This is a genomic window from Enterococcus sp. DIV2467a (genome assembly GCF_050532945.1).
GTDB lineage: Bacteria > Bacillota > Bacilli > Lactobacillales > Enterococcaceae > Enterococcus > Enterococcus faecalis.
The window spans coordinates 1,543,000-1,563,328 of the sequence record NZ_CP172896.1; the positions used below are offsets into that span (position 1 = coordinate 1,543,000).

Genomic DNA, 20,329 nt, shown 5'->3' on the forward strand with positions numbered 1-20,329 from the left:
AAGAAATTTTCTAACGATTCTTTAAGTGCCTTTTTGTATGCAAAAGGAGGCGAGTCAGGCGATGTCGAAGGAAACACTTTTAACCGTAGGGATTGATTTAGGGACGTCTACAACCCAATTAGTCTTGTCAGAATTAACTGTTGAAAATTTTGCCTCTGCGTTTACAGTACCACGTATCAGCATTTCTGATAAAAAAGTCATTTACCGAAGTGACATTATCTTTACACCCTTACTTAACCAATCAGAAATTGATGCAGAACCTATCAAAGCGTTTGTAGCGGAGCAATATCGCCAAGCAGGCATTCATAAACAAGATATTCAAATGGGTGCGGTAATTATCACAGGTGAAACTGCTCGAAAAAGCAATGCCAACAATGTGCTACGAGCACTTAGTGGCTATGCAGGTGATTTTGTCGTTGCTACGGCTGGTCCTGATTTAGAAAGTATCATTGCCGGGAAAGGCGCTGGTGCTCAAACTTATTCTGAAACGAAACGCAAACCAGTGGTTAATTTAGACATTGGTGGTGGAACGACAAATTTAGCTGTCTTTAAAGATGGTGAAGTGATTGACACGGCTTGTTTTGACATTGGCGGACGCTTAATTAAATTAGATCAACAACAAAAAATCACCTATATAGCTCCGAAGATTCAAGAAATTATAAATAAAAAAGGGCTAACCTTGCACCTTGGTGACCAAGCCACCGAACAAAACTTACTGCCAATTATTTCGGAATTAGTTGCCGTGTTAGAAAATAGCATTGGCTTGGGGACACAAAGTCCGTTCTACCAGTTATTAGTAACCAACCATCCACTACGAAAAGGTGGGGAATTACCAATTGTAACATTTTCTGGTGGTGTGGCTGATTGCTTAAATACGACAAGTACGAATCTCTTTAAATATGGGGACATCGGCTTGCTTTTAGGAAAATATCTGAGAAAGTCACTGATTTTTTCGGAAAAAGAAGTCTTAGAAAGCGCAGAAACAATCCGAGCGACGGTCGTCGGAGCAGGTTCACACACTGCTGAAATTAGCGGAAGCACGATCGCTTACCGTGAGCAAATTTTGCCGGTAAAAAATATCCCAATTCTAAAATTAGCGCAAGAGGATGAAACCCTTACTGTGACAGAATTAGGCCAGCGAATCCAAGAAAAACTCAATTGGCATCGTATTGAAGAAACACCCCAGATTGCCCTAGCAATTAGAGGCATGAGCAATCCAACATTTGCTGATATTCAACGCTATGGTCAAGGGATTGTGGAAGGATTAGCTAGTTTAGTTGCTGAACAAATTCCCATTATTGTTATGGTGGATGAAGACATGGCGAAAGCTTTAGGGCATGCCTTAAGTGCCCATCTGCCAAAAGACTATCCGTTTATCTGTCTTGATTCGGTCAAAGTAGAAAACGGTGATTATGTAGATATCGGTTTACCAGTGGCAGAAGGAGCCGTCCTTCCAGTCATTGTTAAGACCTTAGTATTTAATTAAAAAGGAGCGACACAAAGATGATTTTAAAAACCAAACTATTTGGCAAAGTCTATCAATTTACATCCGTTAAAGAAGTCTTAGCCAAAGCCAATGAAGAAAAGTCTGGCGACAAGTTAGCTGGCGTAGCTGCTAATTCAGCCGAAGAACGCGTGGCGGCGAAAGTCGTTTTATCAGAATTGTCCTTAAATGACTTGTTTAACAATCCCGTCGTTGATTATGACGAAGACGAAGTGACACGCATTATTATTGACCAAGTCAATATGCGAATTTTTGAAAGTATTAAACATTGGACAGTTGCAGAATTACGCGAATTTATCTTATCTTCGGAAACAACCGATTTTGATATCAAACGAATTTCCCGTGGACTCACTTCAGAAATGATTGCTGCTGTCTGTAAATTAATGTCCAACATGGATCTAATTGTTGGCGCAAAAAAAATCAATATTGAAAAAACCGCCAACACAACAATTGGCCGTCCCGGAACTTTTTCAAATCGTTTACAGCCAAACCATCCAACCGATAATGTCGATGGCATTATGGCATCAGTTATGGAAGGTCTTTCTTATGGCGCCGGTGATGCCTTAATTGGTTTGAATCCTGTTGATGATTCTACAGAAAGTGTTAAACGGATCTTAAACAAATTTGAAGAGTTCCGCAGTGAATGGGAAATTCCAACACAAACTTGCGTACTTGCTCACGTAACGACACAAATGGAAGCCATGCGTCAAGGTGCGCCAACTGGCTTAGTCTTTCAATCCATCGCTGGTTCAGAAAAAGGGAACACAGCATTTGGTTTAAATGCAGAAATTTTAGCTGAAGCACAAGATTTAGCGCTTCACAGTGGTCAAGCAGCTGGTCCTAATGTGATGTATTTTGAAACAGGTCAAGGCTCAGAACTTTCTTCTGAAGCGAACTTTGGCGCAGACCAAGTCACAATGGAAGCGCGTTGTTATGGCTTAGCCAAAAAATTTGATCCGTATATTGTAAATACTGTTGTCGGCTTTATTGGACCAGAATATCTTTACGATTCAAAACAAGTCATCCGCGCTGGTTTAGAAGATCATTTCATGGGCAAATTAACTGGAATTTCAATGGGCTGTGATGTCTGCTACACCAACCATATGAAAGCTGATCAAAATGATATGGAAAACTTAGCAATGTTATTAGCAACAGCTGGTTGTACGTATATCATGGGGATTCCTCATGGCGATGATGTCATGTTAAATTATCAAACAACTGGGTTCCATGAAACTGCGACGATTCGTGAAACATTAGGCTTACGTCCAATTAAAGAATTTGAAGAATGGATGGAAAAAATGGGCTTAATGGAAAACGGAAAATTAACAAGTCGCGCTGGCGATGCATCTGTATTTATTAAATAAACGAGGTGAGAATACAAATGAACGAAAAAGAATTAAAAGAAATGATTGCCGGAATTTTAACAGAAATGGTCGCTGACAATCAAGCGGTTTCGACTGCCACTGTGACTGCCGAAGAAAAACCAGTCACAACAAACGTCACTGAAACGACAGAAATTGAAGAAGGCCTAATTCCTGACATTACTGAAGTAGATTTACGTAAACAATTACTATTGAAAAATGCCGTAGATCCTGAAGCACTATTAAAAATGAAAGCTTTCTCGCCAGCTCGTTTAGGCGTTGGTCGTGCAGGGACGCGTTATATGACTAGTTCAACATTACGTTTCCGAGCGGACCATGCGGCAGCACAAGATGCGGTCTTTTCAGACGTAAGCGAAGACTTGGTAAAAGAAATGAATTTTATTTCTACAAAAACAATCTGTAACAGTAAAGATGAATATTTAACACGTCCAGATTATGGTCGTCAATTTGATGAAGAAAATAGTGAAATCATTCGGAAAAATACGACACCAAAAGCCAAAATCCAAATGGTCGTAGGGGATGGCCTTAGTTCAGCTGCTATCGAAGCGAATATTAAAGAAGTCCTACCAGCAATTAAACAAGGATTAAACATGTACAACTTAGATTTCGACAATGTAGTTTTTGTTAAATATTGTCGTGTGCCAGCAATGGATAAAATTGGTGAAATCACTGACGCTGATGTTGTTTGTTTGCTAGTTGGCGAACGTCCTGGTTTAGTAACAGCTGAATCTATGAGTGCCTACATTGCTTACAAACCAACTGTCGGTATGCCAGAAGCACGGCGGACAGTTATTTCAAATATTCACAAAGGTGGGACACCGGCTGTTGAAGCAGGTGCCTACATTGCCGAAATTATCAAAAAAATGTTAGACAAGAAAAAATCTGGTATTGATTTAAAAGAAGCTGAATAAAGGAGGATTTCTCATGAAAAATGATCGTCTAGGCGCAAATGTCCTAAGTATGAAAGTCATTCCCAATGTCGATCCGGCATTAGCAAAAGAATTATCATTGAAACCAGAACATCGCTCATTAGGAATTATTACTTCAGATTGTGATGATGTCACTTATGTTGCATTAGATGAAGCAACCAAAGCCGCCGATGTTACTGTAGTTTACGGTAAAAGTATGTATGCTGGCGCAGCAAATGCTTCAACCAAATTAGCCGGTGAAGTGATTGGCATTATTGCTGGTCCGAGTCCTGCCGAAGTCAATAGTGGCTTGAGTGTCATTACGCAAGTCATTGAAGAAGAAGCCAGCTTCTATAGTGCTAACGAAGATGACAGCATTGTTTATTTTGCACATGTAGTATCAAGAACGGGTAGCTTTTTATCTGAACAAGCGAATATTCCTGAAGGTGAAGCGATTGCTTATCTGATTGCTCCACCGCTAGAAGCAATGGTTGGCTTAGATGCAGCAATGAAAGCTGCCGATGTTCAAATGGGTGTCTTTTATGGCCCACCTTCTGAAACGAACTTTGGCGGCGCCTTATTGACAGGTAGTCAATCTGCATGTAAAGCTGCTTGCAGTGCGTTTGAACAAGTCATTCAAAATATCGCTGACAATCCGTTGAGTTATTAAGGATGTGACCTGAATGAAAGCATTAGGAATGGTCGAAGTCAAAGGATTTTTAGGTGCCATTAGTGTGGCCGATGCGGCATTGAAAGCCGCCGACGTTACTTTGTTAAAAGCTGAAATTATTAATGGCGGTTTAACAACTGTGGAGCTGATTGGTGACGTTGCCGCGGTCCAAGCTGCCGTTGAAGTAGGCACGGAAGTAGCTAAAGAATTAAACTGTTTAATTGCTCATCATGTGATCTCACGGGTTGATGCTCAAACGGAAGTGATTTTATCAGATCCAGAACCCAAGTCAGCACCTGAACCGATGGAACAAATAGAAGTAATTGAAGAAGAGATTGAAACACCAGATTTGGAAGAACACACTGGCACACGCCAAAAATTAGAAACACAACGCGTGGTTGATTTACGCAAACAAGCCTACAAAATGAACCTAAGTAGTTTAAAGAAAAGTGAGATTAAATTTGCCAATAAAGAAGCTTTAATTCAAGCAATCATGGCTGAAATAGAAAGAAGTGAAGACGAGTGGAATTAGTAGATAAAGACTTACGTTCCATCCAAGAAACAAGAAATTTAATCAGAAAAGCCAAAGAGGCACAGCAAGTATTAGCAACATTTTCGCAAAAACAAATCGATGCGATTGTCCAAGCAGTTTCAGAGGCTACATTTAACCAACGAGAAAAGTTAGCGAAAATGGCCAATGAAGAAACAGGATTTGGTATCTATGAAGATAAAATCATCAAAAATGCTTTCGCTTCAAAAGTAGTATATGACGAAATGAAGGACAAATCTACAGTTGGTGTGATCCATGATGATGCTGCCAAAAAAGTCACTGAAATTGCTGTCCCAGTGGGTGTAATTGCAGGATTAATTCCTTCTACCAACCCGACATCAACAGTCATTTACAAAGCATTAATTTCATTAAAAGCTGCCAACAGCATTGTTTTTTCACCACATCCCAATGCGTTGAAATCGATTATTGAAACAGTGGAAATTATCCAAAAAGCGGCTATTGCTGCAGGGGCACCAGAAGGTTGTGTCTCGGTCATCAAAACGCCAACCATGCAAGCGACCAGCGAATTAATGAAAAATAAAGAAACAAATTTAATTTTAGCTACTGGTGGAAACGCAATGGTTAAAGCAGCGTACTCTTCTGGAACACCAGCAATCGGTGTTGGGCCTGGTAATGGACCAGCCTACATCGAACGAAGCGCAAATGTTCCTCATGCAGTGAAACAAATAATGGATTCAAAAACTTTCGATAACGGTACAATTTGTGCATCGGAACAATCAATTATTGTTGAAACTGTCAACCGTGAAGCGGTCAAAGAAGAGTTAATTAAGCAGGGAGCGTATTTCTTAAGTCCAGCCGAAGCCGACAAATTAGCTAAATTTATTTTACGACCAAACGGTACAATGAACCCGCAAATCGTGGGTCGTTCCGTTCAACATATTGCTTCATTAGTTGGTTTATCTATTCCAAAAGATCGCCGCTTAATTGTTGCCGAGGAAACACATGTAGGCTTGAAATATCCATTTTCAAGAGAAAAATTGGCACCGATTATTGCTTTCTATACAGTTGAAAACTGGGAAGCAGCTTGCGCGTTATCAATTGAAATTTTGAAAGGTGAAGGTGCGGGTCATACGATGGGTATTCACACAGAAAACAAAGAAGTCATTCGTGAATTTGGCTTAAGAAAACCCGTCTCTCGTTTGCTTGTTAACACCTCTGGTACACTTGGCGGAATTGGTGCTTCAACTAACTTAGTGCCAGCATTAACACTAGGTTGTGGCGCAGTTGGTGGCAGCTCAACTTCTGATAATATTGGAGTTGAAAATCTGTTCAATTTACGTCGTGTTGCTTATGGCGTACGTGATTTAGAAGAGATTCGTCAAGAATTTGGTCAAACATCAACCACATCTGTGGCTACTTCTTGCGAAACAACCAATCAAGAAGAACTAGTAAATGCCGTGGTGGCTCAAGTTTTAGCTCGCTTAAACTAACAAGAAACGAGCGAGTAAGAGTAAAACAAATAAATTATTGGATTTAGGGTTTGGGACCTAAGTCAAATTGCTAATTGTCCCAAATTTTTAAAAATAAAACATACATCTTAGGAGGAAATTATAATGTCAAGTACAAATGCTTTAGGAATGATCGAAACTCGTGGTTTAGTAGGTGCTGTTGAAGCAGCCGATGCAATGGTGAAAGCGGCAAACGTTACTTTAATTGGAAAAGAACAAGTCGGTGGCGGTTTAGTTACAGTAATGGTTCGCGGTGACGTTGGTGCCGTGAAAGCAGCAACAGATGCTGGTGCTGCTGCAGCAGAACGTGTTGGCGAATTATTATCTGTCCATGTAATTCCACGTCCACATACAGAAGTAGACGCTATTTTACCACACGCAACAACTGAATTATAATTTTGATTTTTTGGGGGCAGAGGTAGGTTCATTACTTCTGTCCTAAACTTTCATTGAGGAGGGGTGTTATGACAGTTATTACAGAAGATATGCTTCGCAACAAAAGGCTTAAAAAAGAACTAGAAGATGGCACGGATTTTGTGTTTCCTGTAGGCAGTTTTCTGACGCCAGCCGCCAAAAGCTATCTACGCGAGCATCGGATTAATAGCAGCTTCTCTTCAACAAACCCATTGCTTTCTGAGGTTCATTCAGTGAAGGCCTCCTCACAAAAACAAAAACAAGAACATTTATCAAAAGAAACAATTTATGAGATTCGGCACTTAAGCCATCTATTGTATTTGCCTTTCTTAACGAATGAAGCGTTATCAACAGAAGGTTGGTTATATTTCGAACAACAACAACTGTGGTTAGAGAAATTTATTTTAGAACAGTCGCTTGTAATGGAACCAGTCATTTTGGAATCAAAGGTAACTATTCTAACTAACCAACAGAGACAATGGCGCTATTCCTCAAAAGAAATTCAATTACAACTAGATAAAATTATTCTCCAGTTAAAAGGAGAATCACAACTGTTCGGACTTTTTCAAGCTTGGGCTACAGAATTAATTAGCACCATGGCTGAAATATCACGAAACTAGGAGATGAACAAATTGGATTCAATGAATGAAATTGTTGAAGAAGTTGTTAAACGAATTCAGCAACAACAACAAAATACTTTTGAAGTTGAAGCTTCTGGCCGACATATTCATTTGTCTCGTCAAGAGATTGATGCATTATTTGGACCAGGATATCAACTAACAAAAGTGAAAGATTTATCACAACCTGGACAGTTCGTTTGTAAAGAACGAATTACGGTTGCTGGACCTAAAGGACTTTTTCAAAATGTGGTTATTTTAGGCCCTGAACGTAGCGAATCACAAGTCGAAGTTTCTATGACGGATACGCGTATTTTAGGAATTAATGCCCCAGTTAGAGAGAGTGGCAAGACAGAAGGGACACCTGGCGTCACGCTGATGAACGGATCAGCAGTTGTGACATTAAGTCACGGCTTAATTGTTGCCAAACGTCATATTCACATGACACCAGAAGATGCCTTAAAAAATAAAGTAAGCAATAGCCAAATTGTGCAAGTCAAAGTGGAAGGCACACGTCCGTTAATCTTTGATGATGTGGTTGTGCGAATCAGTCCGCGATTTGCAACGTACATGCACATTGACTACGATGAAGCCAACGCTTGCGGCTTAACCAAAGGAGCTCGTGGCTATATTCTTAAGTAAAAGGAGGAAGGACAATGAACGTTTCTGAAATGGAAAATTTGATTCAACAGATTACTGATCAAATTTGTCAACAATTGCTGTCGTCGTCTTATTCAGTGGCTTTAGCAGAAGCAAAAGAAGCATTTCCTGAAGAAATGTTTATTCGTTTTCCTGATGTAAATTGGGTAACCAAGGAGCAGAAGCTAGCACGAGGTTTGGTTGTAAAGAGGCTAACGATTTCCCAAGTAAATGCGATTGCGCATTTACAGGAAACAGATGAATTAGTCAAAAACATCTTAGCATTCTTATTTGAAGGTAAGCCGGTATTGGTTTTAACCCCAATACCTTCAGTGACTAAAAATTCACGATTGAAGTATCGTTTGAAACGAACGATTCAGGAAAACGTGGACATGTGCCAACAGTTTGGGATGATTTTTTATCATGATTCAGAAAATTACGCTGTGTTTCAGGCGGCCTGTCAAAAACAACTTCGTTCTTTAGCTGAGACCAAACGAACCTACATTACTGAAAAACAATTGATAAGAATGACAGAATCAGGTGTTTCTTTAAGTAAAAACGCCTATTTAACCCCGTTAGCGAAAGATTATGCTAGGAAACATCAATTGCTGACGTAAGGAGGAAAAACGATGCTTTTAGGAAAAGTGACTGGTAGCCTTTGGTCAACAAGAAAAGATGAAAAATTAAATGGCTGGAAATTTATGATGGTTGATATTTTGAATCAAGAGGACGAAAAGCAAGGATTTTTAATTGCTGCTGACAACGCTGGAGCTGGTGTCGGGGACAAAGTGTTAATTAGTCAAGGCAATGCTGCCCGTATTTCGGCAGAAGATCCGAATGTCCCAATTGATGCAATGATTGTTGGTGTCATTGATTCTACAGAGGAAGAATAGGGAGGACGAGACATGAGCATTAATGAAATTATTATGTATATTATGGTTCTTTTCATGATTATTGGAGGAATCGATAAATGTATTGGCAACAAACTAGGTTTAGGGGAGCAATTTGAGGAAGGGATTATGGCTATGGGTTCTCTAGCGCTTTCTATGGTAGGGATTATCACTTTAGCGCCTGTCTTAGCCAATCTTTTAAGCCCGATTGTCGTTCCTGTCTATGAATTACTAGGGGCTGATCCAGCAATGTTTGCCACAACCTTATTGGCTAATGATATGGGCGGCTTTGCGTTAGCGCAACAATTAGCCAATGATCCACAAGCTGGTTTATTTGCGGGGGCAATCTTAGGCGCAATGATGGGGCCAACGTTAGTCTTTACAATTCCAGTAGCGCTTGGCATTATCCAAAAAGACGACCAACAATTCTTAGCAACGGGTGTTTTGAGCGGGATTATTACAATTCCTTTTGGTTTATTAGCAGGTGGTTTAACAGCTGGCATGCCATTGTCATTGATTATTCCTAACTTAATTCCAATTATTATTGTTGCCGCTTTAATTATTTTAGGTTTATGGTTAGCGCCAAAGGGCATGATTAAAGGCTTCCAAATTTTTGGTCAAGGCGTAGTGATTGTCGCTATCTTTGGTTTAGTTGTGGGGGCGATTCAACTATTATTAGGAATTACAGTGATTCCTGGTATTGCACCAGTTACTGAAGGAATTGAAGTCGTTGGTGGGATTGCTTTAACTTTAGCTGGCGCTTTCTGTTTAGTAGCAGTGATTACGAAAGTCTTTAATAAACCATTGATGAAACTAGGAAAAGTTTTAGGAATGAATGAAGTAGCGGCTGCAGGAATGGTTGCTACATTAGCTAACAATATTCCCATGTTCCAAATGTTAAAAGACATGGATAATCGAGGAAAAATTATTAATATCGCTTTTGCTGTTTCGGCTTCTTTCGTTTTAGGTGACCACCTTGGTTTTACTGCAGGCGTAGCAAAAGAAATGATTTTTCCAATGATTGTTGGCAAATTAGTTGGAGGGATTACCGCCATTTTTGTGGCTATCTTTATGGCAAATCGAATGCTAGGGAAACCCGAAACAGAAGTGAAATAATGAGGTGTAAATATGACAGAATTAAATCGTGAAATGATTGAAACGCTTGTTCGACAAATTGTCACAGAAAAATTAATGCCGACTAAACAAGTGGATCCAAGTGGAATTATGTCCATCAAATTACCCGAAATCGACGTAACAGAAGACGATCGTTTAGATACAGGCAACCCAGCGGACATTGTTTACACAAAAGATCTGTTTTCTTTAGAAGAAAGCCCGCGCCTTGGTTGCGGTTTAATGGTGATGAAAGATACCACCTTCGATTGGACACTAGAATACGATGAAATTGATTATATTATTTCAGGACAACTGGATATACTGATTGACGGACGTAAAATTTCTGCAACAGCCGGTGAAATTATTTTAATCCCGAAAAGTAGCAAAATTCAATTTTCAGTGACGGGTGATGCCCGCTTTGTCTACGTGACTTATCCAGCAGATTGGCAAAGCCAATAATTATTTTGTCGGTATTCAGAGAATAATTTTGCCAAAACCCTTTACTCAGCGTTATAATAAATAAGAACGAAAAAAGGGGTTGAGTGAATGACATTTGAGAATCCAAGTCAAAATCAAATTTTTGATATTTTAAAACAAGCAAAAAATATTGCGGTGGTTGGTTTGAGTAACAAGCCCGACCGCACGAGTTACAAAATTGCGGAAATTTTACAGCAACATGGCTATCGTGTATTGCCTGTCAATCCAGTTTTAAAAGGTGAAACGGTGCTTGGCGAAACGGTTTATGGGGCATTAACAGAGATTCCTGAAAAGATTGATATTGTTGATGTCTTTCGGCGGAGTGAATTTTTGCCAGAAGTGGCCGCAGAAACATTGAAAACAGAAGCACCTGTTTTTTGGGCCCAACTAGGTTTGGAAAACGAAGAGGCAGCGAACTTGTTATTAAATGAAGGTCGGCAAGTTATTATGAACCGTTGTATTAAAATTGAATTGGCAAAAATGGCAGATGCTGAATAAACACGTGTAATTTTATAAAGAAAGAGCGTCCTGAACGGAAAGCTCTTTTTTTTTTGACCCAGATAGAGTATTATTGTAATGATGGTTTTAGAAGGAGCGAACGGAAAACGCAAGAAACCGGCTCACTCTTCTTCTAATTCTTTAAGAAATAGTTAATGTACGCTTATTAACTAAACGAGAATCTAAGTATAAGGAGTTTTTTCTTTGGCTAAAAAAATTAACAATGAGTACAATGATGCCTCTATCCAAGTCCTAGAAGGATTGGAAGCAGTGAGGAAAAGACCTGGTATGTATATCGGTTCAACCGATAGCCGTGGACTCCATCACTTAGTCTATGAAATTGTCGATAACGCAGTCGATGAAGCGTTATCTGGCTACGGGAATGAAATCAACGTAACTATCCAAAAAGATAATAGTATTTGTGTTGCAGACTCTGGCCGCGGAATGCCAACAGGGATGCATGCTTCTGGTATCCCAACAGTAGAAGTTATTTTTACTGTCTTACATGCGGGTGGTAAGTTTGGCCAAGGTGGCTATAAAACTTCAGGCGGACTCCATGGGGTGGGTGCCAGTGTTGTTAATGCCTTATCTAAGTGGTTAGAAGTTCATATTGTTCGTGATGGCGTAGAATACATGGAACGATTTGAGGACGGCGGTAAACCAGTTGGTACCTTAAAAAAAATCGGCAAAACAAAAAAACGCAACGGCACCTCCGTTACTTTTTTACCTGACGACACCATTTTCTCTACGACAAATTTTTCTTACGAAATTTTAGCAGAACGTTTGAGAGAATCAGCTTTCTTATTAAAAGGCGTCAAAATTACTTTAACAGATGGACGTGGGGAAGAACTCAAAGAAGAAGTCTTTCACTACGAAGAAGGCATTAAAGAATTTGTTGCCTATCTAAATGAAGAAAAAGATACATTAACACCCGTTGTTTATTTTTCAGGAGCCAAAGAAGGTATTGAAGTTGAATTAGCCTATCAATACAACGATGGCTATTCTGAAAATGTTTTATCTTTCGTTAACAATGTCCGCACAAAAGATGGCGGTACCCACGAAGTCGGTATGAAAACGTCAATGACAAAGGCGTACAATGAATATGCACGTAAAGTAGGACTATTAAAAGAAAAAGATAAAAATTTAGAAGGTAGCGACTTCCGTGAAGGCTTAGCAGCCGTCCTTTCTATTCGAGTACCAGAAAACTTACTACAGTTCGAGGGCCAAACCAAAGGGAAATTAGGTACACCTTTAGCAAGAACCGTTGTCGACAACGTCGTAGGTGAACAAATGGGCTTCTATTTACAAGAAAACAGTGAAATGAGTCAATCATTAATTCGGAAAGCGATTAAAGCCCGTGAAGCCCGTGAAGCGGCTCGCAAAGCCCGTGAAGAAAGCCGGAACGGTAAAAAACGGAAAAAAGGTGAATCGTTACTTTCTGGAAAATTAACACCGGCTCAATCCAGAAATCCTAAGAAAAATGAATTATATCTTGTCGAAGGAGACTCGGCTGGTGGCTCAGCAAAACAAGGACGCGATCGGAAATTCCAAGCCATTTTACCGCTACGAGGAAAAGTCATTAATACGGAAAAAGCGAAAATGCAAGACATCTTGAAAAATGAAGAAATCAATACTATGATCTATACGATTGGCGCAGGCGTTGGTCCTGAATTTTCAATTGAAGATTGTAATTATGATAAAATCATCATCATGACCGATGCGGATACCGATGGTGCCCATATTCAAGTGTTGCTATTAACGTTCTTCTATCGTTATATGAAACCATTAATTGAAGCCGGCAAAGTCTATATTGCCTTACCTCCTCTTTATAAAGTCTCTAAAGGAACTGGAAAAAAATCAGTCATTGAGTATGCTTGGACCGATGGTGAATTGGCAGAAGTGATTGATAAAGTTGGTAAAGGCTATATGCTCCAACGCTATAAAGGTCTGGGGGAAATGAATGCAGAACAACTTTGGGAAACAACGATGGATCCTGAAACTAGAACCTTAATTCGTGTTCGGATTGATGATGCAGCTCAAGCAGAACGCCGTGTGACCACATTAATGGGCGACAAAGTCGAACCTCGTCGAAAATGGATTGAGCAACATGTTCAATTTACGTTGGAAGAAGATGGCAGTATTTTAGATCGTTCAGAAGAAGACACTTCTGCACCAACAGGAGAAAGTCTTTTAGATGCGGAAAAAACAAAAGAAGCAGAACAAACCGATGACACTGAAATCAGTTTGTTTGACATAGAGTAGGGAGTGACAATTTTGGAAAAACGCCAAGAAGTTCAAGAATTAACCCTTGAAGAAGTAATGGGCGATCGTTTTGGAAGATATTCCAAATACATCATTCAAGAACGGGCCCTACCAGATATTCGAGATGGGCTAAAACCAGTACAACGCCGCATTCTCTTTTCAATGAATAAAGACGGCAATACCTTTGATAAAGGCTTTCGTAAATCAGCAAAATCTGTCGGAAACATTATGGGGAATTATCATCCCCATGGCGACAGTAGTATTTATGAAGCGATGGTGCGTCTAAGTCAAGACTGGAAATTACGGGAAGTACTAATTGAAATGCACGGAAACAACGGAAGTATGGATGGCGACCCACCAGCGGCGATGCGTTATACAGAAGCTCGTTTATCACAGTTAAGTGGTGAGTTGTTAAAAGATATCGACAAAAATACCGTCGATTTCGTCTGGAATTTTGACGATACAGAAAAAGAACCCACTGTTTTACCAGCCAAATATCCTAATTTATTGGTAAATGGCTCAACGGGGATTTCAGCAGGTTATGCAACAGAAATTCCTACACATAATTTAGCGGAAATTATTGATGGGACCGTGTATTTAATTGATCATCCTAATGCAAGTTTAGAGAAATTAATGGAATACATTCCAGGACCAGATTTTCCAACAGGTGGGATCTTACAAGGAAAAGCAGAAATTAAAAAAGCCTACGAAACCGGCCGTGGTAAAGTAATTTTACGTGCGAAGACAAAGATTGAGCCCTTAAAAGGCGGCAAACAACAAATTGTCATTTCTGAAATTCCTTATGAAGTCAACAAAGCAACGCTAGTGAAGAAGATGGATGAAATCCGTTTAAATAAAAAAGTAGACGGCATTGCCGAAGTTCGTGACGAAAGTGACAGAACTGGCTTGCAAATTGTTGTTGAACTAAAAAAAGATGTCAATGCAGAAGGTATTTTAAATTATCTATTTAAAAACACTGAATTGCAAATCAATTACAACTTTAACATGGTAGCCATTGACAACATGACCCCGCAACAAGTGGGACTAAAACGGATTTTAGAAAGTTACATTACGCATCGCAAATCAGTTATCATTAACCGTTGTCAATTTGAGTTGGACAAAGCTCGCAAACGTGAGCATATTGTTGCTGGTTTAATTAAAGCATTGTCTATCTTAGATAAAGTGATTGCAACAATCCGTGGCAGTAAAGATAAAAAAGATGCGAAGAAGAACTTAGTATCCGACTATGCGTTTACTGAAGAACAAGCTGAAGCAATCGTTACTTTACAGCTATACCGTTTAACTAATACAGATATTACTGATTTACAAGAAGAAGCGAAAACTTTAGAACAACAAATTGCTGAGTTATTGAACATTTTAAACAATGAAAAAGAACTATTCTCAGTCATGAAAAAAGAACTTCGCGAAGTTAAAAAGCAATATGGCAATCCGCGCTTAACTCAAATTGAAGAGGAAATCCAAGAAATCAAGATTGAAACAGCCGTGTTAGTTGCGCAGGAAGACGTGGTCGTAACCGTGACGCACGAAGGCTATATCAAGCGGAGTAGTATTCGTTCTTATACAGCATCAAAACCAGAAGAAATCGGCATGAAAGAAGGCGACTTTTTACTATATGCTGGCGAAGTCAATACATTAGATCATCTTTTACTAGTAACAAATAAAGGGAATATGATCTATCGCCCCGTCCATGAGTTGCCAGATTTACGCTGGAAAGAAATTGGCGAACATATTTCTCAAACCATTTTAAATCTTGCTATCGATGAATCGATTATTGCTGTATATCCTTATAAAGAGTTAAGTCCGACAAAAACCTTTGTTTTCATTACAAAAGCTGGCATGATTAAACAAACCAAAATGGCTGATTTTGAGCCTTGGCGCACTTATAAGAGCCGCCCGACATCTTGTATGAAATTAAAATCAGACCAAGATGAAATTACCAATGTTTATTTAACAAATGATCAAGACTTATTGGATGTTTTCCTCGTTAGCAATCGCGGTTTTGGCTTACGCTATCCATTATATGAAGTACCTGTTGTGGGTAGTAAAGCGGCTGGAGTTAAATCAATGAACCTCAAAGAAGACGATTATGTCGTTAATGGTTTACTGGTTCATTCTGAAGGGGATACACCGATTGTCATCGTTACCCAACGTGGCGGTGTTAAACGCATGTTAGCCCAAGAATTAACACAATTAGGACGAGCAAAACGTGGATTAATGGTCTTACGGGAATTGAAGAAAAATCCACATCGTGTTGTCTTTGTGTCTGAAAGTACCGATTTAGATTTATTAGTTACTACGCAAAAAGGCACACAAGAAGTTATTCAGTCGAAAAACTATCCAATCAGTGAACGAACATCCAACGGTTCCTTTGTCATCGATGAACAAAAAGATGGCCAAGTAATGGAAGTCCACGAGATGCATTCTGCAGTGATTGAAGAAGAACAAACAAACTAAACTGTGTTATAAATATCTCCACAGCAGCCATCTGTATTAATACAGATGGCTGCTGTTTTTAATACAGAAGTACATTTTTCACAAGTGATAACAACTATAAATCGTTCTTATTTTCACAAGTATAAATGTTTATATATCAGCATTTAGAATCTTTGCTCCCCATTTATTTATTAAGAAAGTGCAATAAATAATAAAAAAACGCTTGCATCTAAAAGGTTATGTGTTATACTAATCACATAAAGCTGTTACATACAATCAAGTAGCAGTTAACTAAGGAGGCAAACACTTCATGAAACAATGGGAAGGCTTTAAAGGCGACAAATGGAGAACAAGCGTTGACACTCGTGATTTTATTCAAAACAACTACACAGAGTACAAAGGCGACGACAGTTTCTTAGAACCAATCGCTCCGAGCACTGACAAATTATGGACAAAACTACAAGAATTATTTGAAATCCAACATGAAAAAAATGGCGTTTATGACATGGATAGCGATATCCCAGCAACTATTACGTCACATGAACCTGGTTACTTAATCAAAGAAGAAGAAAAAATTGTCGGTTTACAAACAGATGTACCATTAAAACAAGCATTTATGCCATTCGGTGGTATTAAAATGGCGAACAATGCCTTAGTTTCAAATGGTTATGAAACTGACGAAGAAATGACAAAAATCTTCACAGAATACAGAAAAACACATAACCAAGGTGTTTTTGATGCCTACACAGCTGAAATGCGTTTAGCACGTAAAAACAAAATCATTACTGGTCTTCCAGATGCTTATGGCCGTGGCCGTATTATCGGTGACTATCGTCGTATCGCATTATATGGTATCGACTACTTAATGGAACAAAAGAAAAAAGATCATGATAACACTGGTAACAAAGAAATGACAGACGATGTTATTCGCTTACGTGAAGAAATTTCTGAACAATACCGTGCGTTAAATGACTTAAAACAAATGGCTGCTTCTTATGGTTTCGATATTTCTCGTCCTGCTGCAAATGCGCAAGAAGCAATCCAATGGTTATACTTTGGTTACCTAGGTGCCATTAAATCTCAAAATGGTGCGGCAATGTCAATTGGTCGTATCTCAGCATTCTTAGATATCTATATCCAACGTGACTTAGAAGCAGGTTTAATCACTGAATTTGAAGCACAAGAAATGATTGACCATTTAATCATGAAATTACGTATGGTTAAATTTGCACGGACACCAGAATACAACCAATTATTCTCTGGTTATCCAATTTGGGCAACATTATCTATTGCTGGTATGGGTATTGACGGTCGTTCATTAGTTACCAAAAATGACTTCCGTATCTTACACACCTTAACAAACATGGGACCATCTCCAGAACCGAACTTAACTGTATTGTATTCTTCTCACTTACCAGAAGGCTTCAGAACATATGCAGCTAAAATCGCGAAAGAAAGCTCATCTATCCAATTTGAAAACGATGACTTATTACGTGAAAACTGGGGCTCTGACGACTGCGCAATCGCATGTTGTGTTTCTGCAACAGTTATGGGTAAAGATATGCAATTCTTCGGCGCTCGTGCGAACTTAGCGAAAGCTGTTCTTTATGCAATTAACGGCGGGGTCGACGAAAAAACTAAAATGCAAGTAGCACCAAAATATCGTCCAATGACTGGTGACAAATTAGATTACCACGAATTCATGGAACGCTATAAAGACATCTTAGACTGGTTAGCTGAATTGTACGTTAACACATTAAACATTATTCATTACATGCATGATAAATATGCATATGAAGCACCACAATTAGCTTTAATGGATACTGATTTACAACGGACATTCGCAACTGGTATTGCCGGAATCTCTCATGCGACTGATAGTATCATGGCAATTAAACACGGTGAAGTAGAAGTAATCCGTGACGAAGATGGTATGGCAATTGATTATGTACCAACAAAAGAATTCCCAACATACGGAAATGATAACGAAGAAGCCGATGCAATGGCTAACTGGATTTTAGATTACTTTATGACACAAATTAAACGTCAACACACATACCGTAACTCTAAACCAACGACTTCATTATTAACAATCACTTCAAACGTTGTTTATGGTAAAGCAACAGGGAACACGCCTGACGGACGTCGTGCCGGCAAACCTCTTGCACCAGGTGCGAACCCAAGTTATCAAGACGGTAAATTCTTAGGTGAGAAAAATGGCTTGTTAGCTTCATTAAACTCAACAGCTCGTTTAGAATATACAATCGCTTTAGATGGTATTTCTAATACACAAACCATCAACCCTAATGGTTTAGGTAAAGACGACGACACAAGAATTAACAACTTACGTAACGTATTAGATGGCTACTTCGATAAAGGTGGTTACCACTTAAACGTAAACGTATTTACAAACGAATTATTATTAGATGCACAAGCACATCCAGAAAAATATCCAAACTTAACTATCCGTGTATCTGGATATGCCGTGAAATTCCGTGACTTAACTCCTGAACAACAAGCAGACGTTATTTCAAGAACTTCACACGACAGACTATAAAAAACATTTACATTATTTAACTGAAAGGGTGACATTCAACGTGTCATCCTTTTCGTTTGAAAGAAGAGGGATCATTATGACAACACCAGTTACAGGTAGAATTCATTCAACAGAAAATTTTGGTACCGTTGATGGCCCAGGTGTCCGTTTTATCGTATTTACACAAGGGTGTCGCATGAGATGTCAATTCTGTCATAATCCAGATACTTGGAAAATTGGTTCCGGTGGTCGTGTGGTGACGACTGACGAAGTATTAGAGGAAGCATTACGTTTTCGCTCTTATTGGGGCGAAAAGGGTGGTATCACTGTCAGTGGTGGTGAGCCGCTATTGCAAATGGACTTTTTGATCGATTTATTTAAAAAAGCCAAAGCACAAGGCATTCATACAACCTTAGATACGTGTGGCAAGCCTTTTACTCGGGAAGAACCCTTCATTAGTCAATTTGATGAATTGATGAAGTATACAGATTTACTCTTATTTGACATCAAACATATTGATAACGAGCAACATAAACTGTTAACAACGCAATCAAATGATAATATTTTAGAGATGGCTACCTATTTATCTGAAATTGACAAACCTGTTTGGATTCGCCACGTATTGGTGCCTCAACGTAGTGATTACGACGAATATTTAATCCGTCTGGATGCCTTCATAAAAACATTAAACAATGTAGATAAAGTTGAAGTGCTTCCTTACCATACGATGGGCAAGTACAAATGGGAAGAACTAGGTATTCCTTATCCATTAGAAGGAATTGAACCTCCTAAAAATGATCGTGTTGAAAATGCGAAAAAACTACTACATGTCGAGGACTATCAAGGTTATCTAGCACGTTAACAAACGAAAAAATAGAAAAGAAGACAATTTTTTTGTTGTTTCTTTTCTATTTTTTGTTATCATTAAGAGTGAATCAAAACCAAGGAGTGTGTATTATGTCAAAAATTTTAGTTTTTGGACACCAAAATCCTGATACAGATGCTATCGGAGCAGCAATTAGTTTTGCTTACTTACAAAAAGAATTAGGAAAAGAGACAGAAGCTGTCGCTTTAGGAACACCAAGTGAAGAAACACAATATGCCTTAGATTACTTCAATATTGAAGCACCACGTGTTGTCACTGAAGCAGCTAGCGAAACAAACCAAGTCATGTTAGTGGATCATAACGAATTCCAACAAAGCATTTCAGATATCGCTGAAGTAAACATATTAGCAGTAGTGGATCATCACCGGATTGCCAACTTCGAAACAGCAGATCCATTGTATTATCGTGCAGAACCAGTAGGGTGTACCAGTACAATCATCTATAAAATGTTTAAAGAAAATAACGTGACAATTCCAGCTCAAATTGCTGGTATGATGGTCTCAGCGATTATTTCTGATACATTATTATTTAAATCACCAACTTGCACACAAGAAGACATCGATGCAGCGCACGCCCTAGCTGATATTGCTGAAATTAATTTAGAAGGCTATGGTCTTGACTTATTAAAAGCAGGAACAAATTTAAGCGATAAATCAGCTGAAGTTCTTTTAGATTTAGATGCTAAGAGCTTCCCAATGAACGGCAAAACAGTTCGCGTTGCCCAAGTAAATACCGTCGACTTAGCAGAAGTTTTAGATCGTCAAGCTGAATTAGAAGCAGCTATGGCCGCAGAAAATGCAGCCAATAATTATGACTTGTTTGTCTTAATTATTACGAATATCCTAGACAGTGATTCTGAATTATTAGCGATTGGTGCGGAACAAGCCAAAATTGAAGCAGCGTTCAATGTAACATTAGTTAACAATCGTGCGTTCTTACCCGGCGTTGTTTCTCGTAAAAAACAAGTAGTACCACAATTAACAGAAGTCTTTAACTAAAACCGTAAGCGCCTAAGCAACGCGATAAATTCCTTGTTGCTTAGGCGCTTCAATAGTAAAGG

Annotated in this window: 19 protein-coding genes; all 19 read left to right on the forward strand. The window is 38.9% G+C overall.

The features are described 5' to 3' along the window. Positions 1 to 37 precede the first annotated feature (37 nt). Positions 38 to 1,486 carry an ethanolamine ammonia-lyase reactivating factor EutA gene (gene eutA / locus IGL80_RS07255; protein ID WP_002390646.1) on the forward strand — a complete coding sequence of 483 codons (1,449 nt, stop codon included), beginning with the start codon at positions 38 to 40 and terminating at the stop codon, positions 1,484 to 1,486. 17 nt (positions 1,487 to 1,503) lie between these two features. After that, on the forward strand, positions 1,504 to 2,868 hold the full coding sequence (locus IGL80_RS07260) for an ethanolamine ammonia-lyase subunit EutB (RefSeq protein ID WP_002357506.1): 1,365 nt from the start codon (positions 1,504 to 1,506) through the stop codon (positions 2,866 to 2,868). 17 nt (positions 2,869 to 2,885) lie between these two features. Then, positions 2,886 to 3,797, forward strand: a complete 912-nt coding sequence (gene eutC / locus IGL80_RS07265; protein ID WP_002404304.1) for an ethanolamine ammonia-lyase subunit EutC — start codon at positions 2,886 to 2,888, stop codon at positions 3,795 to 3,797. Between the two features lie 13 nt (positions 3,798 to 3,810). Continuing rightward, complete coding sequence (gene eutL / locus IGL80_RS07270) at positions 3,811 to 4,464, forward strand: ethanolamine utilization microcompartment protein EutL (RefSeq protein WP_085366387.1); 654 nt, start codon at positions 3,811 to 3,813, stop codon at positions 4,462 to 4,464. A gap of 13 nt (positions 4,465 to 4,477) precedes the next feature. After that, positions 4,478 to 4,996 (forward strand): BMC domain-containing protein, encoded by a 519-nt coding sequence (locus tag IGL80_RS07275; RefSeq protein ID WP_002360254.1) that lies wholly within the window; start codon positions 4,478 to 4,480, stop codon positions 4,994 to 4,996. Beyond that, complete coding sequence (locus IGL80_RS07280) at positions 4,987 to 6,465, forward strand: acetaldehyde dehydrogenase (acetylating) (protein ID WP_002360255.1); 1,479 nt, start codon at positions 4,987 to 4,989, stop codon at positions 6,463 to 6,465. Before IGL80_RS07275 ends, IGL80_RS07280 begins: the two co-directional genes overlap by 10 nt. Positions 6,466 to 6,588: 123 nt before the next feature. Beyond that, positions 6,589 to 6,879: a BMC domain-containing protein gene (locus IGL80_RS07285; protein WP_002357513.1), complete on the forward strand. Its 291-nt coding sequence runs from the start codon at positions 6,589 to 6,591 to the stop codon at positions 6,877 to 6,879. A gap of 68 nt (positions 6,880 to 6,947) precedes the next feature. Continuing rightward, positions 6,948 to 7,517 carry a hypothetical protein gene (locus tag IGL80_RS07290; protein WP_002360256.1) on the forward strand — a complete coding sequence of 190 codons (570 nt, stop codon included), beginning with the start codon at positions 6,948 to 6,950 and terminating at the stop codon, positions 7,515 to 7,517. A 3-nt stretch (positions 7,518 to 7,520) separates the two neighbouring features. Then, positions 7,521 to 8,156 (forward strand): ethanolamine utilization phosphate acetyltransferase EutD, encoded by a 636-nt coding sequence (gene eutD, locus IGL80_RS07295; RefSeq protein ID WP_002360258.1) that lies wholly within the window; start codon positions 7,521 to 7,523, stop codon positions 8,154 to 8,156. 14 nt (positions 8,157 to 8,170) lie between these two features. Then, a complete protein-coding gene (locus tag IGL80_RS07300; protein ID WP_002360259.1) occupies positions 8,171 to 8,770 on the forward strand; it encodes a TIGR02536 family ethanolamine utilization protein in 600 nt (199 codons plus the stop codon). A 12-nt stretch (positions 8,771 to 8,782) separates the two neighbouring features. Beyond that, positions 8,783 to 9,046, forward strand: coding sequence for a EutN/CcmL family microcompartment protein (locus IGL80_RS07305; RefSeq protein WP_002357519.1), 264 nt, complete (start codon positions 8,783 to 8,785; stop codon positions 9,044 to 9,046). A gap of 12 nt (positions 9,047 to 9,058) precedes the next feature. Further along, positions 9,059 to 10,159: an ethanolamine utilization protein EutH gene (gene eutH / locus IGL80_RS07310; protein WP_002357520.1), complete on the forward strand. Its 1,101-nt coding sequence runs from the start codon at positions 9,059 to 9,061 to the stop codon at positions 10,157 to 10,159. Positions 10,160 to 10,171: 12 nt separating this feature from the next. Then, positions 10,172 to 10,615, forward strand: coding sequence for an ethanolamine utilization protein EutQ (locus IGL80_RS07315; protein WP_002357522.1), 444 nt, complete (start codon positions 10,172 to 10,174; stop codon positions 10,613 to 10,615). 87 nt (positions 10,616 to 10,702) lie between these two features. Next, positions 10,703 to 11,131, forward strand: coding sequence for a CoA-binding protein (locus tag IGL80_RS07320; protein ID WP_002360261.1), 429 nt, complete (start codon positions 10,703 to 10,705; stop codon positions 11,129 to 11,131). 204 nt (positions 11,132 to 11,335) lie between these two features. After that, positions 11,336 to 13,393 (forward strand): DNA topoisomerase IV subunit B, encoded by a 2,058-nt coding sequence (gene parE, locus IGL80_RS07325; protein ID WP_002404306.1) that lies wholly within the window; start codon positions 11,336 to 11,338, stop codon positions 13,391 to 13,393. Between the two features lie 12 nt (positions 13,394 to 13,405). Beyond that, complete coding sequence (gene parC, locus IGL80_RS07330) at positions 13,406 to 15,868, forward strand: DNA topoisomerase IV subunit A (RefSeq protein ID WP_430598204.1); 2,463 nt, start codon at positions 13,406 to 13,408, stop codon at positions 15,866 to 15,868. 289 nt (positions 15,869 to 16,157) lie between these two features. Beyond that, positions 16,158 to 18,404, forward strand: coding sequence for a formate C-acetyltransferase (pflB, locus tag IGL80_RS07335; RefSeq protein WP_002357529.1), 2,247 nt, complete (start codon positions 16,158 to 16,160; stop codon positions 18,402 to 18,404). 76 nt (positions 18,405 to 18,480) lie between these two features. Then, positions 18,481 to 19,245: a pyruvate formate-lyase-activating protein gene (gene pflA, locus IGL80_RS07340; RefSeq protein WP_002357530.1), complete on the forward strand. Its 765-nt coding sequence runs from the start codon at positions 18,481 to 18,483 to the stop codon at positions 19,243 to 19,245. Positions 19,246 to 19,340: 95 nt separating this feature from the next. Then, complete coding sequence (locus IGL80_RS07345; protein ID WP_002360265.1) at positions 19,341 to 20,267, forward strand: manganese-dependent inorganic pyrophosphatase; 927 nt, start codon at positions 19,341 to 19,343, stop codon at positions 20,265 to 20,267. Positions 20,268 to 20,329 lie beyond the last annotated feature (62 nt).